At 38.1% G+C, this 20,602-nt stretch carries 22 protein-coding genes; 8 read left to right on the top strand and 14 right to left on the bottom strand.

Annotation, left to right across the window (positions count from 1 at the left end):
* Positions 1–15 precede the first annotated feature (15 nt).
* From EL121_RS04365 to EL121_RS04355, 3 genes are read left to right on the top strand one after another with little or no spacing between them, the layout of a single operon-like run.
* A complete protein-coding gene (locus tag EL121_RS04365) occupies positions 16–1,143 on the top strand; it encodes an NADH-dependent flavin oxidoreductase (RefSeq protein ID WP_039197982.1) in 1,128 nt (375 codons plus the stop codon).
* Between the two features lie 23 nt (positions 1,144–1,166).
* On the top strand, positions 1,167–1,598 hold the full coding sequence (locus EL121_RS04360; RefSeq protein ID WP_039197980.1) for an organic hydroperoxide resistance protein: 432 nt from the start codon (positions 1,167–1,169) through the stop codon (positions 1,596–1,598).
* A gap of 11 nt (positions 1,599–1,609) precedes the next feature.
* Entirely contained in the window at positions 1,610–1,900 is a 291-nt protein-coding gene (locus EL121_RS04355; protein WP_039197978.1) for a DUF1330 domain-containing protein, read from the top strand.
* A gap of 171 nt (positions 1,901–2,071) precedes the next feature.
* Here the strand turns inward: EL121_RS04355 and EL121_RS04350 are convergent, their stop codons facing one another.
* Complete coding sequence (locus EL121_RS04350; protein ID WP_039197976.1) at positions 2,072–2,485, bottom strand: ester cyclase; 414 nt, start codon at positions 2,483–2,485, stop codon at positions 2,072–2,074.
* A 167-nt stretch (positions 2,486–2,652) separates the two neighbouring features.
* On the opposite strand from EL121_RS04350, the gene EL121_RS04345 reads away from it, so the two are divergent.
* Positions 2,653–3,279 carry a glutathione S-transferase family protein gene (locus tag EL121_RS04345; RefSeq protein ID WP_039197974.1) on the top strand — a complete coding sequence of 209 codons (627 nt, stop codon included), beginning with the start codon at positions 2,653–2,655 and terminating at the stop codon, positions 3,277–3,279.
* A 134-nt stretch (positions 3,280–3,413) separates the two neighbouring features.
* Here the strand turns inward: EL121_RS04345 and EL121_RS04340 are convergent, their stop codons facing one another.
* From EL121_RS04340 to EL121_RS04285, 12 genes are all read right to left on the bottom strand, one after another.
* Positions 3,414–4,604, bottom strand: coding sequence for a YbfB/YjiJ family MFS transporter (locus tag EL121_RS04340; protein ID WP_039197972.1), 1,191 nt, complete (start codon positions 4,602–4,604; stop codon positions 3,414–3,416).
* Positions 4,605–4,668: 64 nt separating this feature from the next.
* Positions 4,669–5,664, bottom strand: coding sequence for an MBL fold metallo-hydrolase (locus tag EL121_RS04335; RefSeq protein ID WP_039197970.1), 996 nt, complete (start codon positions 5,662–5,664; stop codon positions 4,669–4,671).
* 12 nt (positions 5,665–5,676) lie between these two features.
* On the bottom strand, positions 5,677–6,342 hold the full coding sequence (locus EL121_RS04330; RefSeq protein ID WP_039197968.1) for an alpha/beta hydrolase: 666 nt from the start codon (positions 6,340–6,342) through the stop codon (positions 5,677–5,679).
* Positions 6,342–7,028, bottom strand: coding sequence for a DsbA family oxidoreductase (locus EL121_RS04325; protein WP_039197966.1), 687 nt, complete (start codon positions 7,026–7,028; stop codon positions 6,342–6,344). The genes EL121_RS04330 and EL121_RS04325 overlap by 1 nt, the downstream gene beginning before the upstream one ends.
* Before the next feature lie 79 nt (positions 7,029–7,107).
* Entirely contained in the window at positions 7,108–7,419 is a 312-nt protein-coding gene (locus EL121_RS04320) for an ArsR/SmtB family transcription factor (protein ID WP_039197964.1), read from the bottom strand.
* Between the two features lie 1,022 nt (positions 7,420–8,441).
* Positions 8,442–9,383, bottom strand: a complete 942-nt coding sequence (locus EL121_RS04315) for a GlxA family transcriptional regulator (RefSeq protein WP_039199057.1) — start codon at positions 9,381–9,383, stop codon at positions 8,442–8,444.
* 119 nt (positions 9,384–9,502) lie between these two features.
* Positions 9,503–10,069 carry a uracil phosphoribosyltransferase gene (locus EL121_RS04310; RefSeq protein ID WP_052190397.1) on the bottom strand — a complete coding sequence of 189 codons (567 nt, stop codon included), beginning with the start codon at positions 10,067–10,069 and terminating at the stop codon, positions 9,503–9,505.
* A gap of 3 nt (positions 10,070–10,072) precedes the next feature.
* On the bottom strand, positions 10,073–11,329 hold the full coding sequence (locus tag EL121_RS04305) for a haloacid dehalogenase-like hydrolase (RefSeq protein WP_039197960.1): 1,257 nt from the start codon (positions 11,327–11,329) through the stop codon (positions 10,073–10,075).
* Positions 11,292–12,239 carry a radical SAM protein gene (locus tag EL121_RS04300; protein ID WP_052190396.1) on the bottom strand — a complete coding sequence of 316 codons (948 nt, stop codon included), beginning with the start codon at positions 12,237–12,239 and terminating at the stop codon, positions 11,292–11,294. The genes EL121_RS04305 and EL121_RS04300 overlap by 38 nt, the downstream gene beginning before the upstream one ends.
* Positions 12,236–13,474, bottom strand: a complete 1,239-nt coding sequence (locus EL121_RS04295) for an ankyrin repeat domain-containing protein (protein WP_039197958.1) — start codon at positions 13,472–13,474, stop codon at positions 12,236–12,238. Before EL121_RS04295 ends, EL121_RS04300 begins: the two co-directional genes overlap by 4 nt.
* 513 nt (positions 13,475–13,987) lie before the next feature.
* The gene (locus tag EL121_RS04290) at positions 13,988–14,530 is read right to left on the bottom strand and encodes an AraC family transcriptional regulator (RefSeq protein ID WP_231554671.1); all 543 of its coding nucleotides are present in this window, start codon (positions 14,528–14,530) and stop codon (positions 13,988–13,990) included.
* Between the two features lie 153 nt (positions 14,531–14,683).
* Positions 14,684–15,136: a nuclear transport factor 2 family protein gene (locus EL121_RS04285; protein ID WP_039197956.1), complete on the bottom strand. Its 453-nt coding sequence runs from the start codon at positions 15,134–15,136 to the stop codon at positions 14,684–14,686.
* A 128-nt stretch (positions 15,137–15,264) separates the two neighbouring features.
* Between EL121_RS04285 and EL121_RS04280 the strand changes: the two genes are divergently transcribed.
* The 3 genes from EL121_RS04280 (at position 15,265) to EL121_RS04265 (ending at position 18,103) form a co-directional block, all read left to right on the top strand.
* Complete coding sequence (locus tag EL121_RS04280) at positions 15,265–16,158, top strand: LysR family transcriptional regulator (RefSeq protein ID WP_039197954.1); 894 nt, start codon at positions 15,265–15,267, stop codon at positions 16,156–16,158.
* A gap of 681 nt (positions 16,159–16,839) precedes the next feature.
* Positions 16,840–17,157 carry a helix-turn-helix domain-containing protein gene (locus EL121_RS04270; protein WP_018650759.1) on the top strand — a complete coding sequence of 106 codons (318 nt, stop codon included), beginning with the start codon at positions 16,840–16,842 and terminating at the stop codon, positions 17,155–17,157.
* Complete coding sequence (locus EL121_RS04265; protein WP_039197953.1) at positions 17,117–18,103, top strand: reverse transcriptase family protein; 987 nt, start codon at positions 17,117–17,119, stop codon at positions 18,101–18,103. The genes EL121_RS04270 and EL121_RS04265 overlap by 41 nt, the downstream gene beginning before the upstream one ends.
* Positions 18,104–18,224: 121 nt before the next feature.
* Here the strand turns inward: EL121_RS04265 and EL121_RS04260 are convergent, their stop codons facing one another.
* Positions 18,225–19,436 carry an ATP-binding protein gene (locus tag EL121_RS04260; RefSeq protein WP_039197952.1) on the bottom strand — a complete coding sequence of 404 codons (1,212 nt, stop codon included), beginning with the start codon at positions 19,434–19,436 and terminating at the stop codon, positions 18,225–18,227.
* Between the two features lie 272 nt (positions 19,437–19,708).
* Here EL121_RS04260 and EL121_RS04255 point away from each other — a divergent pair, with 272 nt between their 5' ends.
* Positions 19,709–20,557 (top strand): MBL fold metallo-hydrolase, encoded by an 849-nt coding sequence (locus tag EL121_RS04255; protein WP_039197951.1) that lies wholly within the window; start codon positions 19,709–19,711, stop codon positions 20,555–20,557.
* Positions 20,558–20,602 lie beyond the last annotated feature (45 nt).

Genomic DNA, 20,602 nt, shown 5'->3' with positions numbered 1-20,602 from the left:
TAATGGGAGAACATAATGAATTCACTTTTTCAAACTTATACATTAAACAATGGCGTAGAAATTAAAAACCGCTTAGTGGTTGCACCAATGACTCACTTCGGTTCAAACGAAGACGGTACATTAGGCGAGCAAGAACGTACTTTTATTAGCAACCGTGCGGTGGATATGGGGATGTTTATCACAGCGGCTACGTTAGTGGCGAAAAATGGTAAAACCTTTGTAGGACAACCTGAAGCCCTTGACGATAGCCACTTAGACAGCTTGCGTGAAACGGCAAAAGTGTTGCAAGCGCAAGGTACCAAAGCAATTTTACAAATTCATCACGGTGGCGTGAATGCACAAGCCAATTTAACAGACGGACAAGCGTTAGTTAGTGCATCAGACCACGCTGAAAGCGGTGCAAAAGCAGCAACTGCAGACGAAGTGGTTGAATTAATTCAAGCTTATACCAATGCAGCTGAATTGGCGATCCGAGCAGGCTTTGACGGCGTAGAAATTCATGGTGCGAATGGTTATTTGATCCAACAATTCTTCTCGGGCGAATTTAACCGCCGTACAGATGAATGGGGTGGTAGCCTTGAAAAACGCTTACGTTTCCCATTGGCGATTGTGGACTCAGTTATTGCATTAAAAGAGAAATATGCAAAACCTGAATTTATCGTGGGTTACCGTTTCTCGCCAGAAGAACCAGGCGAAAATGGCTTAACAATGGCAGATACTTTCGCTTTAATTGATGCGTTAGTGGAAAAACCATTGCAATACTTACATGTTTCATTGCACGAATTTGACAAAAAAGCACGTCGTGGTGCAGATACCAACCTCACTCGTATGCAACTTATTCATGAACGCATTAACGGCAAATTGCCATTAATCGGTGTAGGAGGCTTACTTTCAGGTGAGCAAATCCGAGCGGCATTCCAAACAGGTTGGGCGGAATTTATCGGCTTAGGTAAAGCGGTAATGGTCAATCCAAACATTGCGACTTTATTGAAAGAAAACCGTGATAGCGAAATCGCAACCGAGCTTGATCCAACTCGTGCCGACCAATACGGTATGCCAGACATTCTGTGGGGCTTATCTCAACAAGGCGGTGCGTGGTTGCCACCTGTGAAAGGTCAAGACTGGAAACCATTAGATATTTAATCTTTATTTAGAAGGAATACACAATGAAAATTTTTTACAAAACCTCTGCAACATCAGTAGGCGGTCGTGACGGTCGCACACAAGTAGATGACGGTTCACTCGCATTAGATTTAGTCGGCTTCCAAAACGAAAGTGGCAAAGTGGGTGCGAACCCAGAACAGCTTTTCGCAATGGGCTACGCAGCGTGCTTTGACAATGCGATTATCCACATTGCCCCAACGCTAGGCATTAAACCGACTAAACACTCAACGACTGTTGGCGTGGGTATCGGTCAAAAACCAGACGGTGCATTCGGCTTTGAGATCGACATCACCATTACCGTGGAAGGCTTAAGCGTAGAAGAGGCGAAAACCTTAATCGAAAAAGCCCACGCAACTTGCCCATACTCAAATGCAACCCGTGGCAACGTGGACGTGCGTTTACACGTGAATGTGATACAACTCTTTGATCTATAAGGAAATTAACAATGACAGCCTATGTGGTTTTTATTCGTGACGAAATGAAAGATCAAACCGCTTACGATGAGTATTTACAACTAGGCGTGCCGACACTGGCTCCGTATGGTGGCGAGATTTTGGTGGCAAACGGTGAATGTCAAGCCCTTGAGGGTGCGGAAATTGACGGTTCCGTAGTGTTACGCTTTCCTGATATGGCGGCCGCCCGAGCTTGGTACACCAGCCCTGAATACGAAAAAATCAAATCAATGCGTTTGAATGCAACACTAGGGCGTGCGGTACTATTAAATGGTATTGCTTAATTCGCTGACAAGCGGTTAGATTTTGCAAAGTTTTACCGCTATTGGAAGAAAGTAATACCGCCTGAGATTGATATTTCAGGCGGTATTTTGTCTATATGGCGAGTAAACAAGCGGTCGAATTTTCGTGAAATTTTGCCAATTTATGAATATCGCTCAAACTTTACAAAAAAATTAGCGACCTAACAAACCGACAGCTTCAACGATTTTGATTAAGCCTTCTGCTGCTACATCGTTGATAATTTTGCCTTGTTTATTGAAGTAATAAAAATTCATTATGCGTGTTGCGAATTTATTCCCCGTAGGGGCTTTACCCATAAAATCGCCCAAGTGAGTGCCTGTGCATAGCCATTGCACCACAACGATATTGCCTTCTTCGACCATTGCTTCGGCTTGCCATTGAACATCAGGGAAGCTTTGGCGGAATAAATGAACAATCGCCAGATAACCTTTTCCGCCAACCATTGGTTCAGGAGACATTGGTGTATAAAATGGGGCATCGTCAGCTACTAACTCACACATTAATGCTTCATCAGCAGTGTTAATGGCAGTTTGAAAACGTTGCATTTGCTCTTTTTGAAAACTCATAATTTCTCCTATGAAATAGTGTCTTTTGAGTTGTGAGAAATTATATCTTATGTAAGATAAATTTATAATAATCTATTTTCTTTAAACACTTTGAAGAAAAACTTATAAATTAAAGCAGGTTATAAGTTATAGAAGTTTTACATTCCCTGTTACTTAAGGAAAAAAATATGATCACGTTACATTATCTAAAACAATCTTGTTCACACCGTATCGTATGGCTACTTGAAGCCTTAGGTGTGGATTACGAACTCAAAATTTATGACCGCTTAGAAGGTACAGGTTTCGCACCAGCAGAACTGAAAGCACAACACCCACTTGGCAAAGCCCCTGTGTTACAAGACGGCGATTTAGTGTTAGCGGAAGGCAATGCGATTATCCAACACTTGCTTGACCGTTATGATTCTGAAAACCGCTTCACCCCAGCCCATAAAACGGACGCTTATTCTAACTACGTTTACTGGTTAGCGATTTCAGCCTCAATGTTCTCAGCGAATTTGTTAGCGTTAGTCTCAAAGAAAGGTGATTTAGGCGACTTCGCCCAATACACCAACGCACAAGTCGGCTTATATTTCAATCACGTAGAACAATCGCTAGAAGGCAAAACTTGGATCGTAGGCGAACAACTCACCGGCGCAGATTTTGCATTAAGTTTCCCACTACAATGGGGCTTAAACTATGTGAACAAAGCGGATTACCCAAATATCACCCGTTACCTAGAACAAATCGAAACCCACCCTGCTTATCTCAAAGCGAATGAGAAAACAGCAGGTGGGTTGGATTTGAGTCGATTCTAAAATACAAGCGGTCGTAAATTGTTGGGAGTTTACGACCGCTTGCTATGTTAGTTTTTATTTTACTCATGCTTCCCAAACATTCCTCCATTCATTTCTGACTTAGACGCGTTGTTTAAAATGTTGGGGAAAATCAATCACACTTGTTGTGTTTTACGGTACAGTATTTCCATACTTAATGAGATTAGTAATGCGATGCCACCAAGGATGAACAGAATTCGGTGGTCATTGTGGGTGGCGCTAAATACAGCGGATAAACCATAACCAGCTAATGCCTGAGCAGATGCAAAGAAAATGGTAGCTTTACTCCAGTTTACGTTGCGTAGCCGTGGACAGGAGGTCATTTCAAAAATGCGAGCAAGCATTAATGGCACGATACCTGGTGGAAATGAACCGATGATAACCGTAAGTATCGCCATTACAATGATATTTTCTGTGGCACATAATGCAAAAATAGCTAAAAATTCGACCGCTAGTACCGTGCGTAAAGTTGGTTTTGCACCAACTTTATCGGCGAAATATCCATAAAGTGGTGGCCCAATCATCGAACCGATGCCATATAGGCCCCAAAATAGTGCGCCTGTTCCAGCGCCAAATTGTAAGCCTCGTGCAATGTAATCCACAATAAATACGGCTGGTGCAACAATAAATACAGCCATCAATCCGTATTGTAGGTATAAAATGAGAAAGATAGATTTAGGTTCGGGAGCGTGTTGTTGAACCGATGCTGATATTGGGGAATTACCCACTTCTTGTACTTTTGCTACGGGATCAGGAATATTAAACCAACTCAGCGAGGTTAAAATTGTAGAAAAAACACCCAAGCCAAACCACGTTGTTTTTAGCCCTAAATCAATCAACATTGGCACGATGGTAGCGGAAGCGAAAATTCCTAAGCCAATACCTAAGAAGATTGCACCGCTAGCAAGATTACGGCGTTCTGCAGGTACGTGTGGTGTGATAGTTGCCGCAACTAATACCATAATTGCACCACCTGAAATCCCTGAAATTAATCGCCAAACGAAATACCAAGCAGTTGAAAGCGGGAAGGCGCAAGCAAAAAATGAGAGTGTAACTAACAGCATCATTACACGTAATGTTTGCTTGTTAGAAAAGGCATTTCCCATCGGTCGCCCAGATAACGCACCGATCAAATATCCAGCTAAATTTGCCGCACCTAAATAAGCTGCATCTGAAGCTGAAAACCATTGTTCACTAATTAGCAACGGTAATAGTGGCGTATAAGCAAAACGTGCCAAGCCGATAGAAATCAAACTTGCTGACAGTCCTGCAAAAATAAACCATGCAATGGATTTTTGTGTTTGCATTTTTTCTCCTTATGGCAAGCGGTCTAATTTTGCTATTTTTTTGCAAAAAAAGACCGCTTGTATCTTATTGATTTTCTAAAGGTAAGTATTGCACTGGCACCCAAGAATACCCTTGTTCTTCTTTCACAATATGTCCGATTCCTGGGAATGGAATATGTGCTGCACCTACCCAAAGTTTCCCTTCACTCACCAGTTTTAAAATGCGTTTACGGGTAGCAATCGCTGCTTTTTCATCACTATCTACTTCCATTGAAATATCAGGATTTTTTAACTGAATCGTATGGCTGTGAATAATATCGCCCCATACCAACAATCGATCTTTGCCTGAACCAACTAAATAGCCTGTCATACCTGGTGAATGTCCGAATTCTTGTACAGTTTCAATGCCCTCAATAGGGTTTTCACCTTCATTAAATGTTTTAAATTGTCCTGCTGCTTGATAAGGCGTTACCGCTTGGCGAGCCGAATCAAAGAAAATTTGTACTTCTTTCGGCTGTTGGGCTGCAATTTCTTTGCTTAACCAAAAATCTGCATCTTTTTTCGGCGCGTAAAGTGTTGCATTTGGAAATGCCATTTTACCATCGGTGGTTGCCACACCACAGGCGTGGTCAGAATGTAAGTGCGTAACCACAATGTTTTTCACTTCTTCAGGTTGAACACCTGATGCTTTTAAGTTTTCAACAATATGACCTAACGTATCGCCATAGCATTTTGCAGCTCCTGCATCAATGAGGGTATAACCTGAAGGCTGCTTGATTAAAAATGCATTAACAGCTGTTTGAATTCCGTCTGCAGTGCGTGGTAAAAACATTTTGTCGAATACCGCTTGCATTTCATCTGCTGAAATGCCGTGGATCCATTTATGTGGCACGTTCACAGGGCCGTCATATAACGCAGTAACTAATAAATCGCCTAATTGCATTCGGTAAAACCCTGCAACTTGTTCATTTGCTTGTGTAGTAGATGTGTGAGTATGCGCCGTTTCAGCTATTACTGCTTGAGTAAAAGTTGCCATCATTGCTGTTGTAATAGCGGTTTTGATGAATTTATTTAAAGTCATTGTTTCTCCAAATTAAAGTTTTGATTGAATCCATTTCCCCATTTCTTCCACTTCGGGCATTGCCACAAAATGTTCAATAGGATAAATCTTGAAAGTGAAATCACGGTTTTTCGCTAGCATCTGCTTGCCTTGCTCAATCTGCGTGAGCGTAATCAGCAGATCTTGGCTTCCGTGTAGCCATAAAATCGGCGTAAAATATCCGCTGTCTTGCCATTGGTTAGCTAACGGAAGATAGCCTGATAAGCCAACAATGCCGCCTAGTGGTTTAGAGTAGGTTGTGCCAGCTAGCAGTGATATGGCACAGCCTTGGGAGAAACCGCTCAAAAAAATCCGTTCGCTTGGAATGCCTTGAGCGATTTGTTCATCGATCAATTTATGTACATAATTGACCGCACATTGAATGCCCTCTCCATCTTCTTCAACGAGAAAATTATCGCCTAGTAAATCGTACCAGCCCGAAACGGGGGCGTTCGCCCATTTGACGAACCACACAGGGGCAGAAGGCAAAACGAATTTTACATTCGGCAACAACTTCGCTAAATACTCGGCAACAGGGCGGAATTGCAAACCGCTGGTGGTTAAGCCGTGTAGGAAAATTACGCAAGCGGTAGGATTTTCAGGATTTTTTGCAGACGGCACAACAAGCGGTTCGCAATGTGGAATAAGAATGTTTGCCATCAGTTACACCCATCAATACCGCACGCTATTCCTGCGGTGATCTCAGATTCGGCTTGCTCGTTCCACGCTTGGTTTAGGGCTTGCAACATATAGTCTGCAGGTTGTGCGCCTGATAAGCCAAATTTGCCGTCAATCACAAGAAAGGGCACGCCTTGAATGCCAATTTGGCGGGCTTCTTGTTCGTCTTGGCGAGCTTCGTTAGCGAACTGGTCAGAGTCCAATAATTTTTCTATCAATTCACGATTAATACCGACATCTTCGCCACATTTCACTAAATTTTTACGTTCCGCAAGAGCCAGATTTTCAGTGAAATAAGCGTACATTAAACGCTCGTTCATCACATCGGCTTTGCCTAAACTTTCTGCTAATTTGGTCAAACGGTGTGCATCAAAAGTGTTGGTGTTTTGCACCGTTTCGTATTTCATCTCTAAACCAGCCTTTTGGGCTGTGGCTTCCACGTGGCGGATAAATGCTCTCGCATTTGCAGGTGTTCTACCGTATTTGCGTTTAATACGTTGCTGTGTTGTCGTGGTAACTTCATTTGACGCAGTTGGGTCTAGTTCAAAAGCTTTATGTACGATTTCAACGTTCTCAGCGTGGGCAAACTGGCTCAATGCTACTTCCAAATGACGTTTGCCTATATAGCAGAATGGGCAAGCGTAATCAGACCAAATTTCAATTTTCATAATGAATCCTTATTTCTTTAAATCTAAAAATATAGATATGTCTTGGCTTTAAAAAAACGCCAAATAACGGCGTTTTCAGTTAAATCGCAACACGAAGAGCGGTTAGAAATCGCTCGATTTTTTCAGCATTGTAGCGGTAATACGTCCACTTGCCTGAACGGCTTATTTCCACTAGCCCAGCTTTTTTCAGACTATTTAAATAACCTGATACTACGGATTGCGCCAAACCCGACTTAATCGTAATCGCTTGCACACACACGCCACCATCAGCTGCAATCGCATCAGCAGTAAACTCCGCCCCACGAAAATGTTGCTCGGGCGACTTAATCCAACGCAACATTTGTAAGCGATGTTCATTCGCCAATACTTTAAAAATTTCGACTAATTCCATATTCGCTCCAAAATTTGATGTGAATATTATATCTATAAATTTAGATTTGTAAATGAACTCGTAAAATATTGGGGAAATTTAACCGCTTGTAGAATGGAAATACTGTCTGAAAATACTTCCAGACGGCATGAGTTTGACTTTGTGTTCTATCAGCGCTGATTCCTAGAGCCAAATAATGCTCTATTCAAAGTGTGGGGTATGAACTGAAAACCTACAACCACTTAGAAGGCACTAGGCTGTGACTCAGCACACAAAACAGATACTTATTCTAATTACGTTTATTGGTTTGCTATGTTGTACATTAAAAAACAAAACCGTCCATTACTAATGAACAAAAGCGTTCGATAGTAATGAATGGTTTTATTGATAGGTATTTACAAGCGGTTTAATTTTCCTAATGTTCTGTAAATCTCTTTTTCTGCTTGGTATCTGCCCATAATCAGAATTTTAACACGAAACATTATAATCTAAGCTACGGCAGAGATTAATTGCACTAGTGCTAGTAGTGAGATGTTAGCCTTATTAGAGAAGAGTGCTGACATGCCGATTATTCTGAATTACTCAAAACTGTATGTATATTAGGTACCATTTTGTGGTGTTAGTATATTATTCAATTATCGATTTAAAATTAAGGGACATAAAAATGGGCATGTTATTTGTGATGTTGATGTTGGTTGAATTGGTTGTTTACATTCCGCTTGCTATATATTTTATCTGTCGAATATTTGACACCAAAACGTCCATCTTATGGCGGTTGGGTGCTATAGCTGTTGCGATATTCGGTATTTTCATATTGTATGCATGCACGCTGGAATATTTGTTACATGGTCGCATTATGTTTGAATTTAAACGTTGGTGGAATTAATTAGATGTGAACAAAGATATGTTTACGATTATTAATGATTGTATTAAGGGACTAATTTTTACTGAAGATATTACTTGCAATTTGAACTAGCGTAGCTCGCTCTTTTCGTATTTTTATTGTCCTAAAAACAGTACTAGATAGCACAGTAATTAAATTTTTACCCCCCAAAAGTCCTCCGCCATTCATTTGGGCTGACGTGGAAGCGTTGTTTGAAATGTTGTCGGAAACTGACCGCACTTTGGAAGCCGATTTGTTCTGCAATTTGTTCGATCGATAGAGTGGTGCTTTCTAGTAAATCACGAGCTTTTTGCAAGCGGCTGTCAATCAACCATTGTGCGAAGGATTGCCCCGTGGCTTTACGGAAATGACGAGTAAAGGTGCTACGGCTCATTGACAGGCGATTTGCAATTTCATCAATAAAATAGACCGCTTGCAGATTTTTGCGAATGTCGTCCAGCAGTTCGTTGATGTTTTCATCAGGTGTTTTGCGTGGGACGGGCTGTTCGATAAATTGTGCCTGACCACCTTCACGATGAGGCGGCGTAACAAAAAGCCGAGCTAAATGATTAGCCGTTTTTACACCATAAATTTCCCGCACAATTGCCAAACAACAATCCAGCCCAGCCGCTGTGCCGGCGGATGTCATCAAGTTGCCCTGTTGCACATAAAGTGCGTTCAAATCTAACCGCACTTGTGGAAAACGTTGATGAAAATCTGCTTCACCCATCCAATGGGTTGCCGCCCGTTTGCCATCTAATAAACCTGAATATGCCAAGGCGTAAGTGCCTAAACACAACCCGACAAGCATTGCGCCACGGGCATTTGCTTGTTGCAACGCCGTTTGCAATGCCGCTGTTGGTTTTTCATCAAAATCATTCCAAGTGGGGACAATAATAATATCTGCGGTTTCAAGCAGACTTAAATCACTGTCGGCTTGCACTACTGAACCGCCTGAAAGCGAGATTTCAGGTTGTTCCGCCACAATTTTCAAATCAAATAACGGTTCATTTGCCAATCCTGTTGCGGAAAATACCATTTGCGGCACGGCAAAATGAAATAAGCTGAAATGTGGGTAAAGGATCAGGGCGACAGTTTTCATTTTTTCTTTTAGTAGATTGAAATTGACCTGAATTTTATGTTTTGGGTAAAAGCAGTCCATTTATTGACTACTTATAGGAAAGATTATGCCGTCTGAAAGTTTTTCAGACAGCATTGAAATCACAATGTGTTAAATAATCTATCCCCTGTATCAGGACCTTTACCATTTTGAATGGTATTAACTTTTGCCCCTTGATATTGATTAGACGATACACGCACAGTCATCAAGTTAAAATGTTCAAACTGTGAAACAGCATTACTTGGCATAACAGTTGTAGCAACAATCATAGATTGCTTAACAATTTCAGGCAATATTGTGCAAATACGTTCAATGCTTTTGCCTGAATTGATAACCGCATCTGCTAATATAATAGTTCTAGTATTTACGGAAGCCAACGTATCATTATCTATTTGTTTATCAATAAAATAGACGGCAACATCACATCCTTGCTCTTCCAAGCCATCAGCAATCCCCAAACCAAAAGGCAAACCTGCACGCATCAATATCCAAACAGCAAACTTTGATTGGTTGGGATTAGTGGTATAGATAGCACTCCCCATATGTACACCCAAAGCATAATGTGCTTGCCTTAACCTATAACCTGTTTCCATTGAACTGCTTTTACATCGCTCAATCCAATGGCTTTCATTGTCTGCTAAATGTTCCTGTAAAATAAAAATTCCCATTTTTTAGTTTTCCTTATAAAAAAGCTGTTTGATAGGATAATGCCATTGTGTTGCAAAAATCTGTTTGATTTGAGAGTTGGGATTACGTAAAAAATATTCACTTACAGCTTGGTTCAGCTTTTTATGGGCGACAATATACCCCTGCTCGGCAACTTTCAACATTGGTATATCAATTACAGAATCTCCAATAGCAATGACTTGAACACCACGGGCTTTAAAAGCAAGAGTAATGTGTTTCTTTAATAACGGTGTAACGAAAAATGTTTGTGTTTTATCGGTTACATTGCCCCATACGTTATCTATATCTCCAAGTTCATCAGCTTTATTTTGCCAAATATTCTGTACACCAGAAGTTAAAGCACAAATATACGCTTTGGTATTTTGCTGTTTGACAAATGTCCATACTTTATTACTGATTTGGATTTTAGGAACAGCGTATTTAACGGCTTCTTCAAGTTCTTCACTATTAAATTGTTGATACAGATTTTGTACTTGAAAAAACTGATAACTGCTGTATCTATCTCCTGCAAATATCAGTTTCAGTGCAGATTTTTCTATATTCAAAAAATCACAGAAATCATAAGTAGTATCGTTTTCCGATAAAGTATTATCGCAATCTAATAAAACAGCCACAGAATGTTTTTTCTTATTGGTTTCTAAAAACTGATTAACAAGTTGCTTTGCAATGCTGGGATAATCAAATCTACTGAAATCTGTTATCCAATGCGTAATAAATTGAATACAATTTTGTGTATTTTCATCTAGAATAATCAACTCTTTGCCTAACTCATCACAAGCAGCTCCTAATCCTTTTATTTCAAAACATTTCCAAGCAGCAATTTTATCTGTTTGTATTGTTAGATCTTGAGGTCGTCGAGGATCATTTCTAGAAAATTCTACAATTTTTTTTGTTAAAGTATCCAAATAGAAAAAATGGTCATAACAGTATTTATCGGCTTTTGTAAAAACTGTGTTAAAACCCGTTTCATCTATAAATGCGTAATGCCCATCTACAAATACCACATCGTGAGTCAATGAAGTTTTTTCCACAATATCAATAAAATGATTGCGTAAAACCGTTCTCTTTTCTTCATCAGCCTGCTTTAATGGAATACCGTATTCTTGATTGGAAAGTTCATTTAATGTTGCTGAACCTTTAATGTGGACAGCAGATATTCCTTGTGCGGTCAAATGTGCTACGACACGTTCAAGCAAGTAATCTTTACCCGATCTCGATACGCCATACACTGCTATTTTCATCTTTTTTGTTTCCTGCATATTTATCGTAATAGCATTCGCCGTCATTAAGCGGCTTCATCTGCTTCATTTGTTGTTCAACTGTATCTAATGGCAAATTAAATGCACCATAGTTATATTGCTCATTGCCGTAAAATCTACCACACGGATAAATGCCGCGTTTGGTAATAAAAATATTGTTTCTACCAACACCACATAAATTACCGTACATCGTGCAATCATACTTTTTCTGATTATTAGGATCTAATTGGCGTAATTGAAGCTGGCTGCCTGAAAATGAATTTAAGAAATCACGAAATTCCACTGCTGAAACGACCAAATTTTCATCATGCGAATCAAAAAGTCGAGAAAAAGTAATGTTTTTAAATTGATTGTTCACAAAAAAATCATGTAATTCATCACGGTACTTCAATGTTTCTTGATGAACGGTACAATTAATAGGCGGCTTTTGATTAAAACGCATTTCATATTTACCAATACCTTTAAACACATCTTTAAAACGTTCCCTGCCAATATTATGTAATTCTTCATATCCATCCAACGAAATGTTTAATTTAATAAGTGATTGGTTTTCAAAGAAAAAATCCAACATGTCTTTTTTGAAAACTGTGCCGTTGGTAATCGTATAAAATTGCAACCGTGTATATTGCTTTTCCTTAACGTAGTTAATTAACGTGTGAATTTTTTTAAACTGTAACAAAGTTTCACCCGCACCAACAATACCTATTTTGAAAATGGGTACATCATTTTCAAGTACATAACGGTAAATATTATCGGCAATAACAATCATCTCATTACCAGTAAATTCTTGACGTAAACCACTTAATTTACCGTTTTCTTCATTTTGAAAATGGCAGTATGCACATTTCAAATTACACAATTCCCCTAAAGAAATACAGGCTCGGTCTATCATTTGGCTTCCTTAAATAATTTTTGTATTTGTTGGTAGTTGATTTTATTGGGATTAAGGTAATCTACTGCTCTCTTATTTTCACGGCTACGGATTTGTTTGTCCGTTTTATCTGCCAGTTGATTGATAATTGAAGCATTATTTTTAATGCAGGCTTTAATCAATGCCGTAAAGCCATTACTGTCTTGCTGATTAGCACAAGCGCCTTGCGATAAAAAGAATTCCACACCTTCTTTAAAGCCACTCCAAGCAGCAATCATAAGTGGTGTATTTCCTGCATTTTTACCACTGCTCCCCAAATCTATATCAGTCTGATATGTTGCTAACAGTTTGATAACTGACAAATCTTTTAGTTGTGCAGCATGGTGTATTGCAGAAAAACAGTATTTATATTTATCCTGTTTATCCATATCAATATTTGGTAATCCTGATAAGAATTTAATCATTTCCAAATTTCTATTTCTGACTGCGGCAATCAAAGGGGTAAATCCGCTGTCAGGATCATGTAGGTTAATATCAACATGGGTGAGATCAAATACTTTGACTTCTGCCAATTTATTCGCTTTAACTAATGCAAAAAATTCAATGGACTTAACCAAATCAATATCTTGGTTTGTATTACCAAATTGGAGCAAATAATTTTTTGGCGTAATTGGAATAACATTTTTGGTATGTGAGGCTAAAAATTGAAAATAAATATCATCTGATAAAAGATAAACATCAGCACTTGGATTAGCTCTTGCTTTTCTTATCGCAATGTCAGCAATTTTTTCATCGTTATTACCGTCTGTTTTGATATTTTTGCTGATAACGAGATTACTTTTTCCTGCTGTTTTGATTTTGTCAATATTAGCCATTATTAGCCAAGCATTCTGTTTCATGCCATCTTTGCCTTTATCTTTTTGGTAATTTAGTTCAGAAATGACAATATCAGGAATGATCACTTCATCAAATTGTGCTAGCAATTCTTCTGTAAATGAAGGGCGCTTAATCAGTGCAGAAGTATCGACTACCACAATGTCTTGTCTGCCCGATGTATTACCTAAAATCTTATCGGTTGATGCATCAAAGATTCTCGCTAATTTTAGAAGTTGAGAGGATGAAGGTTCGGTTTTACCATGTTCCCAATTGGAAATGACAGGTCGAGCGATATTCATTTTATCAGCAAGATCTTGTTGAGACATTTTATATTTCTCTCGAAATGTTTTAATGTTTGTTCCGATGGTCTCTGTAATCATAATTTACAATCCTTGTGTTTGATCGAATTAACTTAGCTTAAGGTGACATTGATTATAACGGAGGCTAGAGAATGAATACTAGTCGGAATTAGTGGATGTATGAATTCATTACAAAGTGTAATAAAAAATGACAAATATCACCTAAACAGCTTATGTTTCCGAACTTTCTTATCCAATTTTCAAACAATCTTCTAAGATTTTAAATAGAGGGGAATTGTGGTGGAAGTTAGGGCTGTATAAAGAATATTCATCATGTCTGATGGTGTGATTTGTTAGTACTTCTAGCAATTTCGTTCGTTCAATTTCTTTGTTGTTCCAATCTTAGGAAATCAATCACTTCGAACCACTACTGTCTTTTATTTTGATTTTTTTTGCTATGCCAAGTGTATTAGCATACAGTACATATATTACGATCAACGGAATAATAGAAATAAAAAAAACGCCGCCTGGAATTATTTTTCAGACGGTATTTCTTACCTAAATTTGATCGTACTTTATGTAGTACGTACTACTTCAATAACCTTGGCTCGTTTTTACACCATAAATTTCCCGCACAATTGCCAAACAACAATCCAGCCCAGCCGCTGTGCCGGCGGATGTCATCAGGTTGCCTTGTTGCACATAAAGTGCGTTCAAATCTAACCGCACTTGTGGAAAACGTTGATGAAAATCCGCCTCACTCATCCAGTGGGTTGCCGCCCGTTTGCCATCTAATAAACCTGAATATGCCAAGGCGTAAGTGCCTAAACACAACCCGACAAGCATTGCGCCACGGGCATTTGCTTGTTGCAACGCCGTTTGCAATGCTGCAGTTGGTTTTTCATCAAAATCATTCCAAGCGGGGACAATAATAATATCAGCGGTTTCAAGCAGCCTTAAATCGCTGTCGGCTTGCACTACTGAACCGCCTGAAAGCGAGATTTCAGGTTGTTCCGCCACAATTTTCAAGTCAAATAACGGCTCATTTGCCAATCCTGTTGCGGAAAATACCATTTGTGGCACGGCAAAATGAAATAAGCTGAAATTTGGGTAAAGGATAAGGGCGACAGTTTTCACGGTGTTTTCATCTCTTTTTCAAAGCGAAACATTTCATTAAGCGGTGAATTTTGTTCGTTTCTAAGGCACTTTCGTATTATCTGCATATTTTACAATAAAAAAATGGTCGCAAAACATCCTTGTTTTTCGACCGCTTGTTACCTTAAATTTAAGTTAGAACATTGAACGACCGCTTGCCGTTTTTTCTGGTACGGCTTGGATTACGTCCCAGTGTTCTACGATTTTACCGTTTTCATCAAAGCGGAAAATATCCACCACCGCTTCGCCTTTATCTTGCGGATTTAACTTGCTATGAACGTGCAACATCACTAAATCACCTTCTGCCACCACACGTTTGATTTCAGCACGAGATTGCGGATGTTCTTTTAAGAACGGCGCAAATGCGTCCACAAAGGCTTTGCCACCGTCCGCTACGGTCGGGTTGTGCTGTAAATATTCTTTGCCGATATATTTGTCTGTGCCTTCTTGTACTTTGTGTTGGTTAAACACTAATTCATAAAACTCAAGAGCGTTCTTCTTATTTTGCTCCGGTGTGGTGTGTGCCATTGCTGCTGTTGTGGCTAAAAGTGCGGTTGAAATTACTGCAGTTTTAAGTAATTTTTTCATATTGATTTTCCTTTGCTTGACTTGAATAGTTTCAAATAATCTGTTGCCATTATATTGAAATAAAAAATGGGAAAAAGGCTGGTTTCTGAATATAATTGTTTTAAAAATTGAAACAATAAGGGTGAAAAGTGGATAGAATTACTGCAATTCAAGTGTTTTTAATGGTGGCGGAAACCGGCAGTTTTACCGCAACAGCGGAACGGTTGGATCTTTCACGCCCGAAGGTTACTCGCGCAGTTGCCCTTATGGAAGAATGGTTTAATGCTCGGCTTTTGCAACGTACCACTCGCCACGTTTCGCTGACTGATGCAGGCGAACAAGCGGTCGAATATTGCAAAAAAATGACGGAATTAACCTCGGCTATTGAACAGGATTTTTTAACTAAGCGAGGGGAATTACGAGGCTCGTTGAAAATTGCCTCGAATGCAGCATTTGGTAGCACCCATTTGCTCAATGCGATTCGCACTTTTTTAGCCAAACATCCGAAGCTGAATATTCAACTGATTTTGGCGGATAACATGGTAAATTTAGTTGAAGAGGGAATCGATCTTGCCGTTCGTTTTACTAACAACCCCGATCCAAATGTTGTAGCTCGTCCATTATTCACTTGCCATTCTTTATTAGTGGCAACGCCCACCTATGTAGCTCAGCACGGCATAATTCACTCACCGCAAGAATTAGCTAATCATCGTTATTTAGCACACGCAAATGTAAACCGAAAAGAGTGGACATTTATCAAAGACGGGCAAGAAACCGTGTTGGAACTGACCAGCCAACTCACCATCAACGACACAGGGGCATTACTTAATTTCACCTTAGCAGACGGTGGCATTGCAATGTTGCCTAAATATTTTATTGAACAACAGCTCAAAAACAATCAACTACAAATTGTGCTACCCGATTGGCAAATGCCGACTTATCAAGTGTACGCCGTCTATCCCTCCCGCCGCCAACTCCCCCAAACCATCCGCAGCTTTGTGGATTTTTTAGTCGAAGAGTTTGAGGGGAAGGGGGATTGGTAGGGAGAAAGGGAAAGTTCGGTCGATTTGCAAGGTTTTGCTGGAAATCGACCGCTTGTTTTTTTTATGAAATTTATATATTCGTTCTGATTACAGAGTATATTATAAAGACTCTAGCGGCTGTATCTATGTTATTAAAATTCACAATTACCGAATTTTTATTGACTTAATATTCATGTGTTTGATAAAATTCGCTCGTTGTGAATTTTTCTGAATGTCGTCAGTACTACATATATAGTTCCTTTGAACTGGGAGAAATCCTAACATTTACAGGGCACAAGTATTCAAGTATTTAGAATATAAATGCATAAAATGTAATGCAGCTGGCTTATGACTGAGCCAGCTGCTCAATCTTAGGGGTTGAGAATATCAAAGCAGACTTGTTATTGCGATGACACTGCCAAGTTTAAAACATTGTGTTTTAAAGGGATGCAGGAATAACAGGAGTGCATTTATGAAAATGTATACGTTACACAACCTTTGGTATTCGTTAATCAAGAAAAAAAGTCGCAGAAATTTATCTAAAGATAAAAACAAGCGAAAATCCTTAGTAAAAAAATTATTATCATTACTTGAATGCATTACAAAAATTGCTAATGTAATTGATAAATTAATTGATTTTTTTAATCAGTTAAAGGAGTTTTTTTAATGATTTGAAAACCCCTAACTTTTGAGAATTATATTATGTTAGCTAAAGCATTAAAGTTGATTAGACAATTCAATCATATCAAACAAAAAGATATGGCTATCAAGTTAGGTATATCTCCATCTCATCTATCCGAAATAGAATCAGGTAAAAATTCCATATCTATGGAATTATTAAATAAATATTCATCTGTTTTTGATATAAAAACATCTCAAATATTACTGTTTTCCGAACAATTAGAAAATGAAAAACCATTTAGTCACAATGTAAGAACTTTTATTGCTGATAAAATACTAAAAATTATGGAATGGAAAATTGAACAAGATAAGAAGAAAATCTCTAAAAATTCCAATTAGACAAACTAAAGAATATGATTTAAATCAAAGCCCATTCTTTAAGCTTGTATCAATTAAAAAATTATTATCTATATTAAGAGTGTCTCAAGAGGAATTAAAAGATATATTAGATAATCCTACTAGTTATTATTCTATTCGAATAGAGAATAATAGAGATATTCAATCTCCTAAGAAATATAGAATTCTATATCGTATACATAATAGAATAGCTCATCATTTAAGAGCAATTATTACTCCTGATTACCTTTTCTCTGATAAAAAAGGTTGTAGCATATATGATAATGCTATAGTTCACTTTGGCTGTAAAATGCTACTGAATGTAGATATATCTAAGTTTTTTCCATCAACTAATAGAAATAAAATTTATTCATTTTTTAAATATTCTATGCAATGCTCATCAGAAATATCTGATATTATGTCTTATTTGTGCTCAATAAATAACCACATCCCAACAGGGAGTCAGATAAGTATGAGGTTAGCTTATTTAGTAAATAAGAAATTGTTTGATGATTTATATAAGTTTGCTAAAGATAAAAATCTAAAAATGAGTGTTTGGGTTGATGATGTTTCTTTTTCGGGGGATAAGATTGATTCTAGCGTTATTTATGTGGTTGAGAAGATCATTAAAAAACATGGATTTAATGTTAGTAAAAATAAAACTCAGATAAGACATTCAACTGAGAATAAATCTGTCACTGGAATTTTTATTAGTGGAGATATAATGGAAGCAAGCGAAGAACTTTATAAAAAACGTAGAATTAAATTAAGAGAATGGAGAAATTTTATAAAGAATAAAGAAATATCGCTTAAAGAATTGGAAAAAGTTAAAGATTCTTTACTAGGATTACTTAATTATCTTAACCTTTTTGAACCATCATCAAGTAAGTATATTGCTTTAATAAAGAATGATTTTTTAAGTTATTCTAATAAAAGAATAAGTGTTTAATATAGAAATACATTTATTTTTTTCTATATAAATTTCATGATGATCAATCAAGTATTTTACAAATATGTGCATATTTAAAGTACATATCACCGTCTGAACAATAACATTCAGACGGTATTTTTTACCAAATCCCCAACCCCCCAAGAAACTCCCTCAAACTCAAACACTGCACTCCCTCAAACGTATTTCCCTCAAACTCATCCATTGTAACCACATATTTCGGGTAGTTGTCTTGGATTTTCAGCAAGTTACCAAATTCTCGTTCTAGCGTTTTTTCCTCGTTAATTGTCAGTGTGGCTTGCACATAAATGCGTTCGCCATTTTTTTCTGCGACAAAATCAATTTCTTGGCTGTTTAAGCCACCGATTTTAACCTCATAGCCTGCAATTTGAAGATGATTGAAAATAGCATTTTCTAGCAACTTTCCTCGGTCTTGCACACGATAACCAATCAGCGCATTACGAAGCCCCAAATCTTCAAAATAGTATTTTTCACCAATCTCAAAAATGCGTTTTCCTTCAATGTCATAACGTGGCACTTTGTGGATTAAAAAGGCATTAGCAAGGTATTCAGCGTAGTTTTGCACCTGTGTGGTGGAAGTGGTAATTTTTTGTGATTTTAAGAAGTCCGAGATTTTTTTCGCGGAAAACAGGTTACCGATATTACTGGCTAAAAATTGCGTCAATTGTTCCAAAAATTGCACATTACGTAGAGAATAACGATTTACAATATCTCGAATTGCGATGGTGGAATAAATGTTTCGCAAGTATTCAAACACGATGTTGTCTTGCAACGGCAAATCTTTCAAATAAGGCAAACCGCCATATTTTAAAAAAAGCGACATGGCTTTATCGCTGTCTTCTAACTGCATAAATTCTAAAAATTCAAAATAAGAAAGCGGATGTACGTTAATTTCTATCGCCCGTCCGCTTAATGCACCGGCAATATCTCGTGACAGCAAGTGAGCATTACTTCCCGTGCAATATAAATCTAGTTCATCATCAAGCAGGAGTGAGCGTAATGCCTGTTCAAAATCTGTGATTTCTTGGATTTCATCAATAAAAATATAATTTTTCTGACCGCGCTTTTTCTGTTCTTGAACAAATGAATTTAGCGTTTCGGCATTTGTGATGTGGCTAAAAGCAAGATCTTCTTTATTGATATAAATGATGTGGGCGTTTCTATCCTCAACTTGGATCTCTTGCATAATCTGAAACAGTAAGTAGCTTTTGCCAACACGGCGTTGCCCAGTGAAGACTTTAATTAAGCTTTTACTGATAAATGGACGAACTTTTTCTAGATATTTTTTACGATAGACTAAATCTTTTTTCATAACTCTCCCTTAATTTATAATTGATACTATAGTGATAATTTTAAAAAGTTTCAATTATATTTTAAACTTTTTGGAAACTTGATAAAAGTTTCATTTATAAATGAAATCAAAGGTTCGGTGAGTTTTATCCGTTTTATCACTTAATTAAACTTGACCTGAATCTTTCGTTTTGTGGCAAATAAGTCAATGTTTTTGTTTTGGGGAAATCTGCATAATATTCCTACACCGCAACAAGCGGTCATTTTTCGGAAAAATTTTACAAAGGATACAATATGAAACTTAAAGCAACTTTATCAGCATTAACATTAGGTTTATTAGTTGCAAATTCAGCGTCAGCATTGGAATATCAACACGTTCGTAACGCAACGGCAAAAATCAATTACGCAGGCACAACATTCTTAGTTGATCCGTATTTAGCAACGAAAGGTGCTTATGAAGGTTTTGCGGGCACAGTAAACTTTGAAAAACGTAACCCATTGATTGATATGAAACAATCAGCGGAAGATGTGATCAAAGGCGTGCAAGCGGTAATCGTTACTCATACTCACGATGATCACTGGGATAAAGCGGCACAAGAGAAATTACCAAAAGATTTACCGATTTTCGTACAAAATGCGGACGATGCAAAAATCATTCGTGGTCAAGGTTTTAAAGATGTGCGTGTAGTGGGCAACCACACTGAATTTAACGGCGTGAAATTAACTCGCATTAAAGGCGGTCAGCACGGTACAGACGCAATGTACGCAAACCCAATGTTAGCGGAAATGTTAGGCGATGCGATGGGCTTCGTGATGGAAGCGAAAGGCGAGAAAACCACTTACGTTGTGGGTGATACGATTTGGAATCAATCAGTAGATAATGTTGTTGCAGATTTCAAACCTGAAGTGATCGTGATGAACACTGGCCGTGCCGAAATGTTAGAGCCAAAAGATGCGATCATTATGGGTAAAGAAGATGTGGCAAAAATGCGCAAAGTTGCACCAAAAGCAGCCATCATCACTGTGCATATGGACGCTGTAAACCATGCGACGGTAAGCACTAAAGATATGCGTGAATTTGTGAAAGCAAAAGACTTAAAACAAGTGGCTGTGCCGACTGAGGGCGAAACGCTTAAATACTAATTTTATATATACTTCCATTTAACAAGCGGTCAAATTTCGTAAAAA

This window comes from Actinobacillus equuli, from assembly GCF_900636745.1.
Taxonomy (GTDB): domain Bacteria; phylum Pseudomonadota; class Gammaproteobacteria; order Enterobacterales; family Pasteurellaceae; genus Actinobacillus; species Actinobacillus equuli.
This window is presented reverse-complemented; position numbering and strand designations above follow the sequence as displayed.

Excerpts from the sequence above, each read along its gene's own strand:
- EL121_RS04365 (WP_039197982.1), top strand. The coding sequence starts at position 16 with ATGAATTCACTTTTTCAAACTTATACATTAAACAATGGCGTAGAAATT.
- EL121_RS04360 (WP_039197980.1), top strand. The coding sequence starts at position 1,167 with ATGAAAATTTTTTACAAAACCTCTGCAACATCAGTAGGCGGTCGTGAC.
- EL121_RS04350 (WP_039197976.1), bottom strand. The coding sequence starts at position 2,485 with ATGAGTTTTCAAAAAGAGCAAATGCAACGTTTTCAAACTGCCATTAAC.
- EL121_RS04305 (WP_039197960.1), bottom strand. The coding sequence starts at position 11,329 with ATGAAAATAGCAGTGTATGGCGTATCGAGATCGGGTAAAGATTACTTG.
- EL121_RS04325 (WP_039197966.1), bottom strand. The coding sequence starts at position 7,028 with ATGAAAATTGAAATTTGGTCTGATTACGCTTGCCCATTCTGCTATATA.
- EL121_RS04260 (WP_039197952.1), bottom strand. The coding sequence starts at position 19,436 with ATGAAAAAAGATTTAGTCTATCGTAAAAAATATCTAGAAAAAGTTCGT.
- EL121_RS04300 (WP_052190396.1), bottom strand. The coding sequence starts at position 12,239 with ATGATAGACCGAGCCTGTATTTCTTTAGGGGAATTGTGTAATTTGAAA.
- EL121_RS04335 (WP_039197970.1), bottom strand. The coding sequence starts at position 5,664 with ATGACTTTAAATAAATTCATCAAAACCGCTATTACAACAGCAATGATG.
- EL121_RS04270 (WP_018650759.1), top strand. The coding sequence starts at position 16,840 with ATGTTAGCTAAAGCATTAAAGTTGATTAGACAATTCAATCATATCAAA.
- EL121_RS04320 (WP_039197964.1), bottom strand. The coding sequence starts at position 7,419 with ATGGAATTAGTCGAAATTTTTAAAGTATTGGCGAATGAACATCGCTTA.
- EL121_RS04255 (WP_039197951.1), top strand. The coding sequence starts at position 19,709 with ATGAAACTTAAAGCAACTTTATCAGCATTAACATTAGGTTTATTAGTT.
- EL121_RS04285 (WP_039197956.1), bottom strand. The coding sequence starts at position 15,136 with ATGAAAAAATTACTTAAAACTGCAGTAATTTCAACCGCACTTTTAGCC.
- EL121_RS04355 (WP_039197978.1), top strand. The coding sequence starts at position 1,610 with ATGACAGCCTATGTGGTTTTTATTCGTGACGAAATGAAAGATCAAACC.
- EL121_RS04310 (WP_052190397.1), bottom strand. The coding sequence starts at position 10,069 with ATGGGAATTTTTATTTTACAGGAACATTTAGCAGACAATGAAAGCCAT.
- EL121_RS04330 (WP_039197968.1), bottom strand. The coding sequence starts at position 6,342 with ATGGCAAACATTCTTATTCCACATTGCGAACCGCTTGTTGTGCCGTCT.
- EL121_RS04340 (WP_039197972.1), bottom strand. The coding sequence starts at position 4,604 with ATGCAAACACAAAAATCCATTGCATGGTTTATTTTTGCAGGACTGTCA.
- EL121_RS04315 (WP_039199057.1), bottom strand. The coding sequence starts at position 9,383 with ATGAAAACTGTCGCCCTGATCCTTTACCCACATTTCAGCTTATTTCAT.
- EL121_RS04295 (WP_039197958.1), bottom strand. The coding sequence starts at position 13,474 with ATGATTACAGAGACCATCGGAACAAACATTAAAACATTTCGAGAGAAA.
- EL121_RS04345 (WP_039197974.1), top strand. The coding sequence starts at position 2,653 with ATGATCACGTTACATTATCTAAAACAATCTTGTTCACACCGTATCGTA.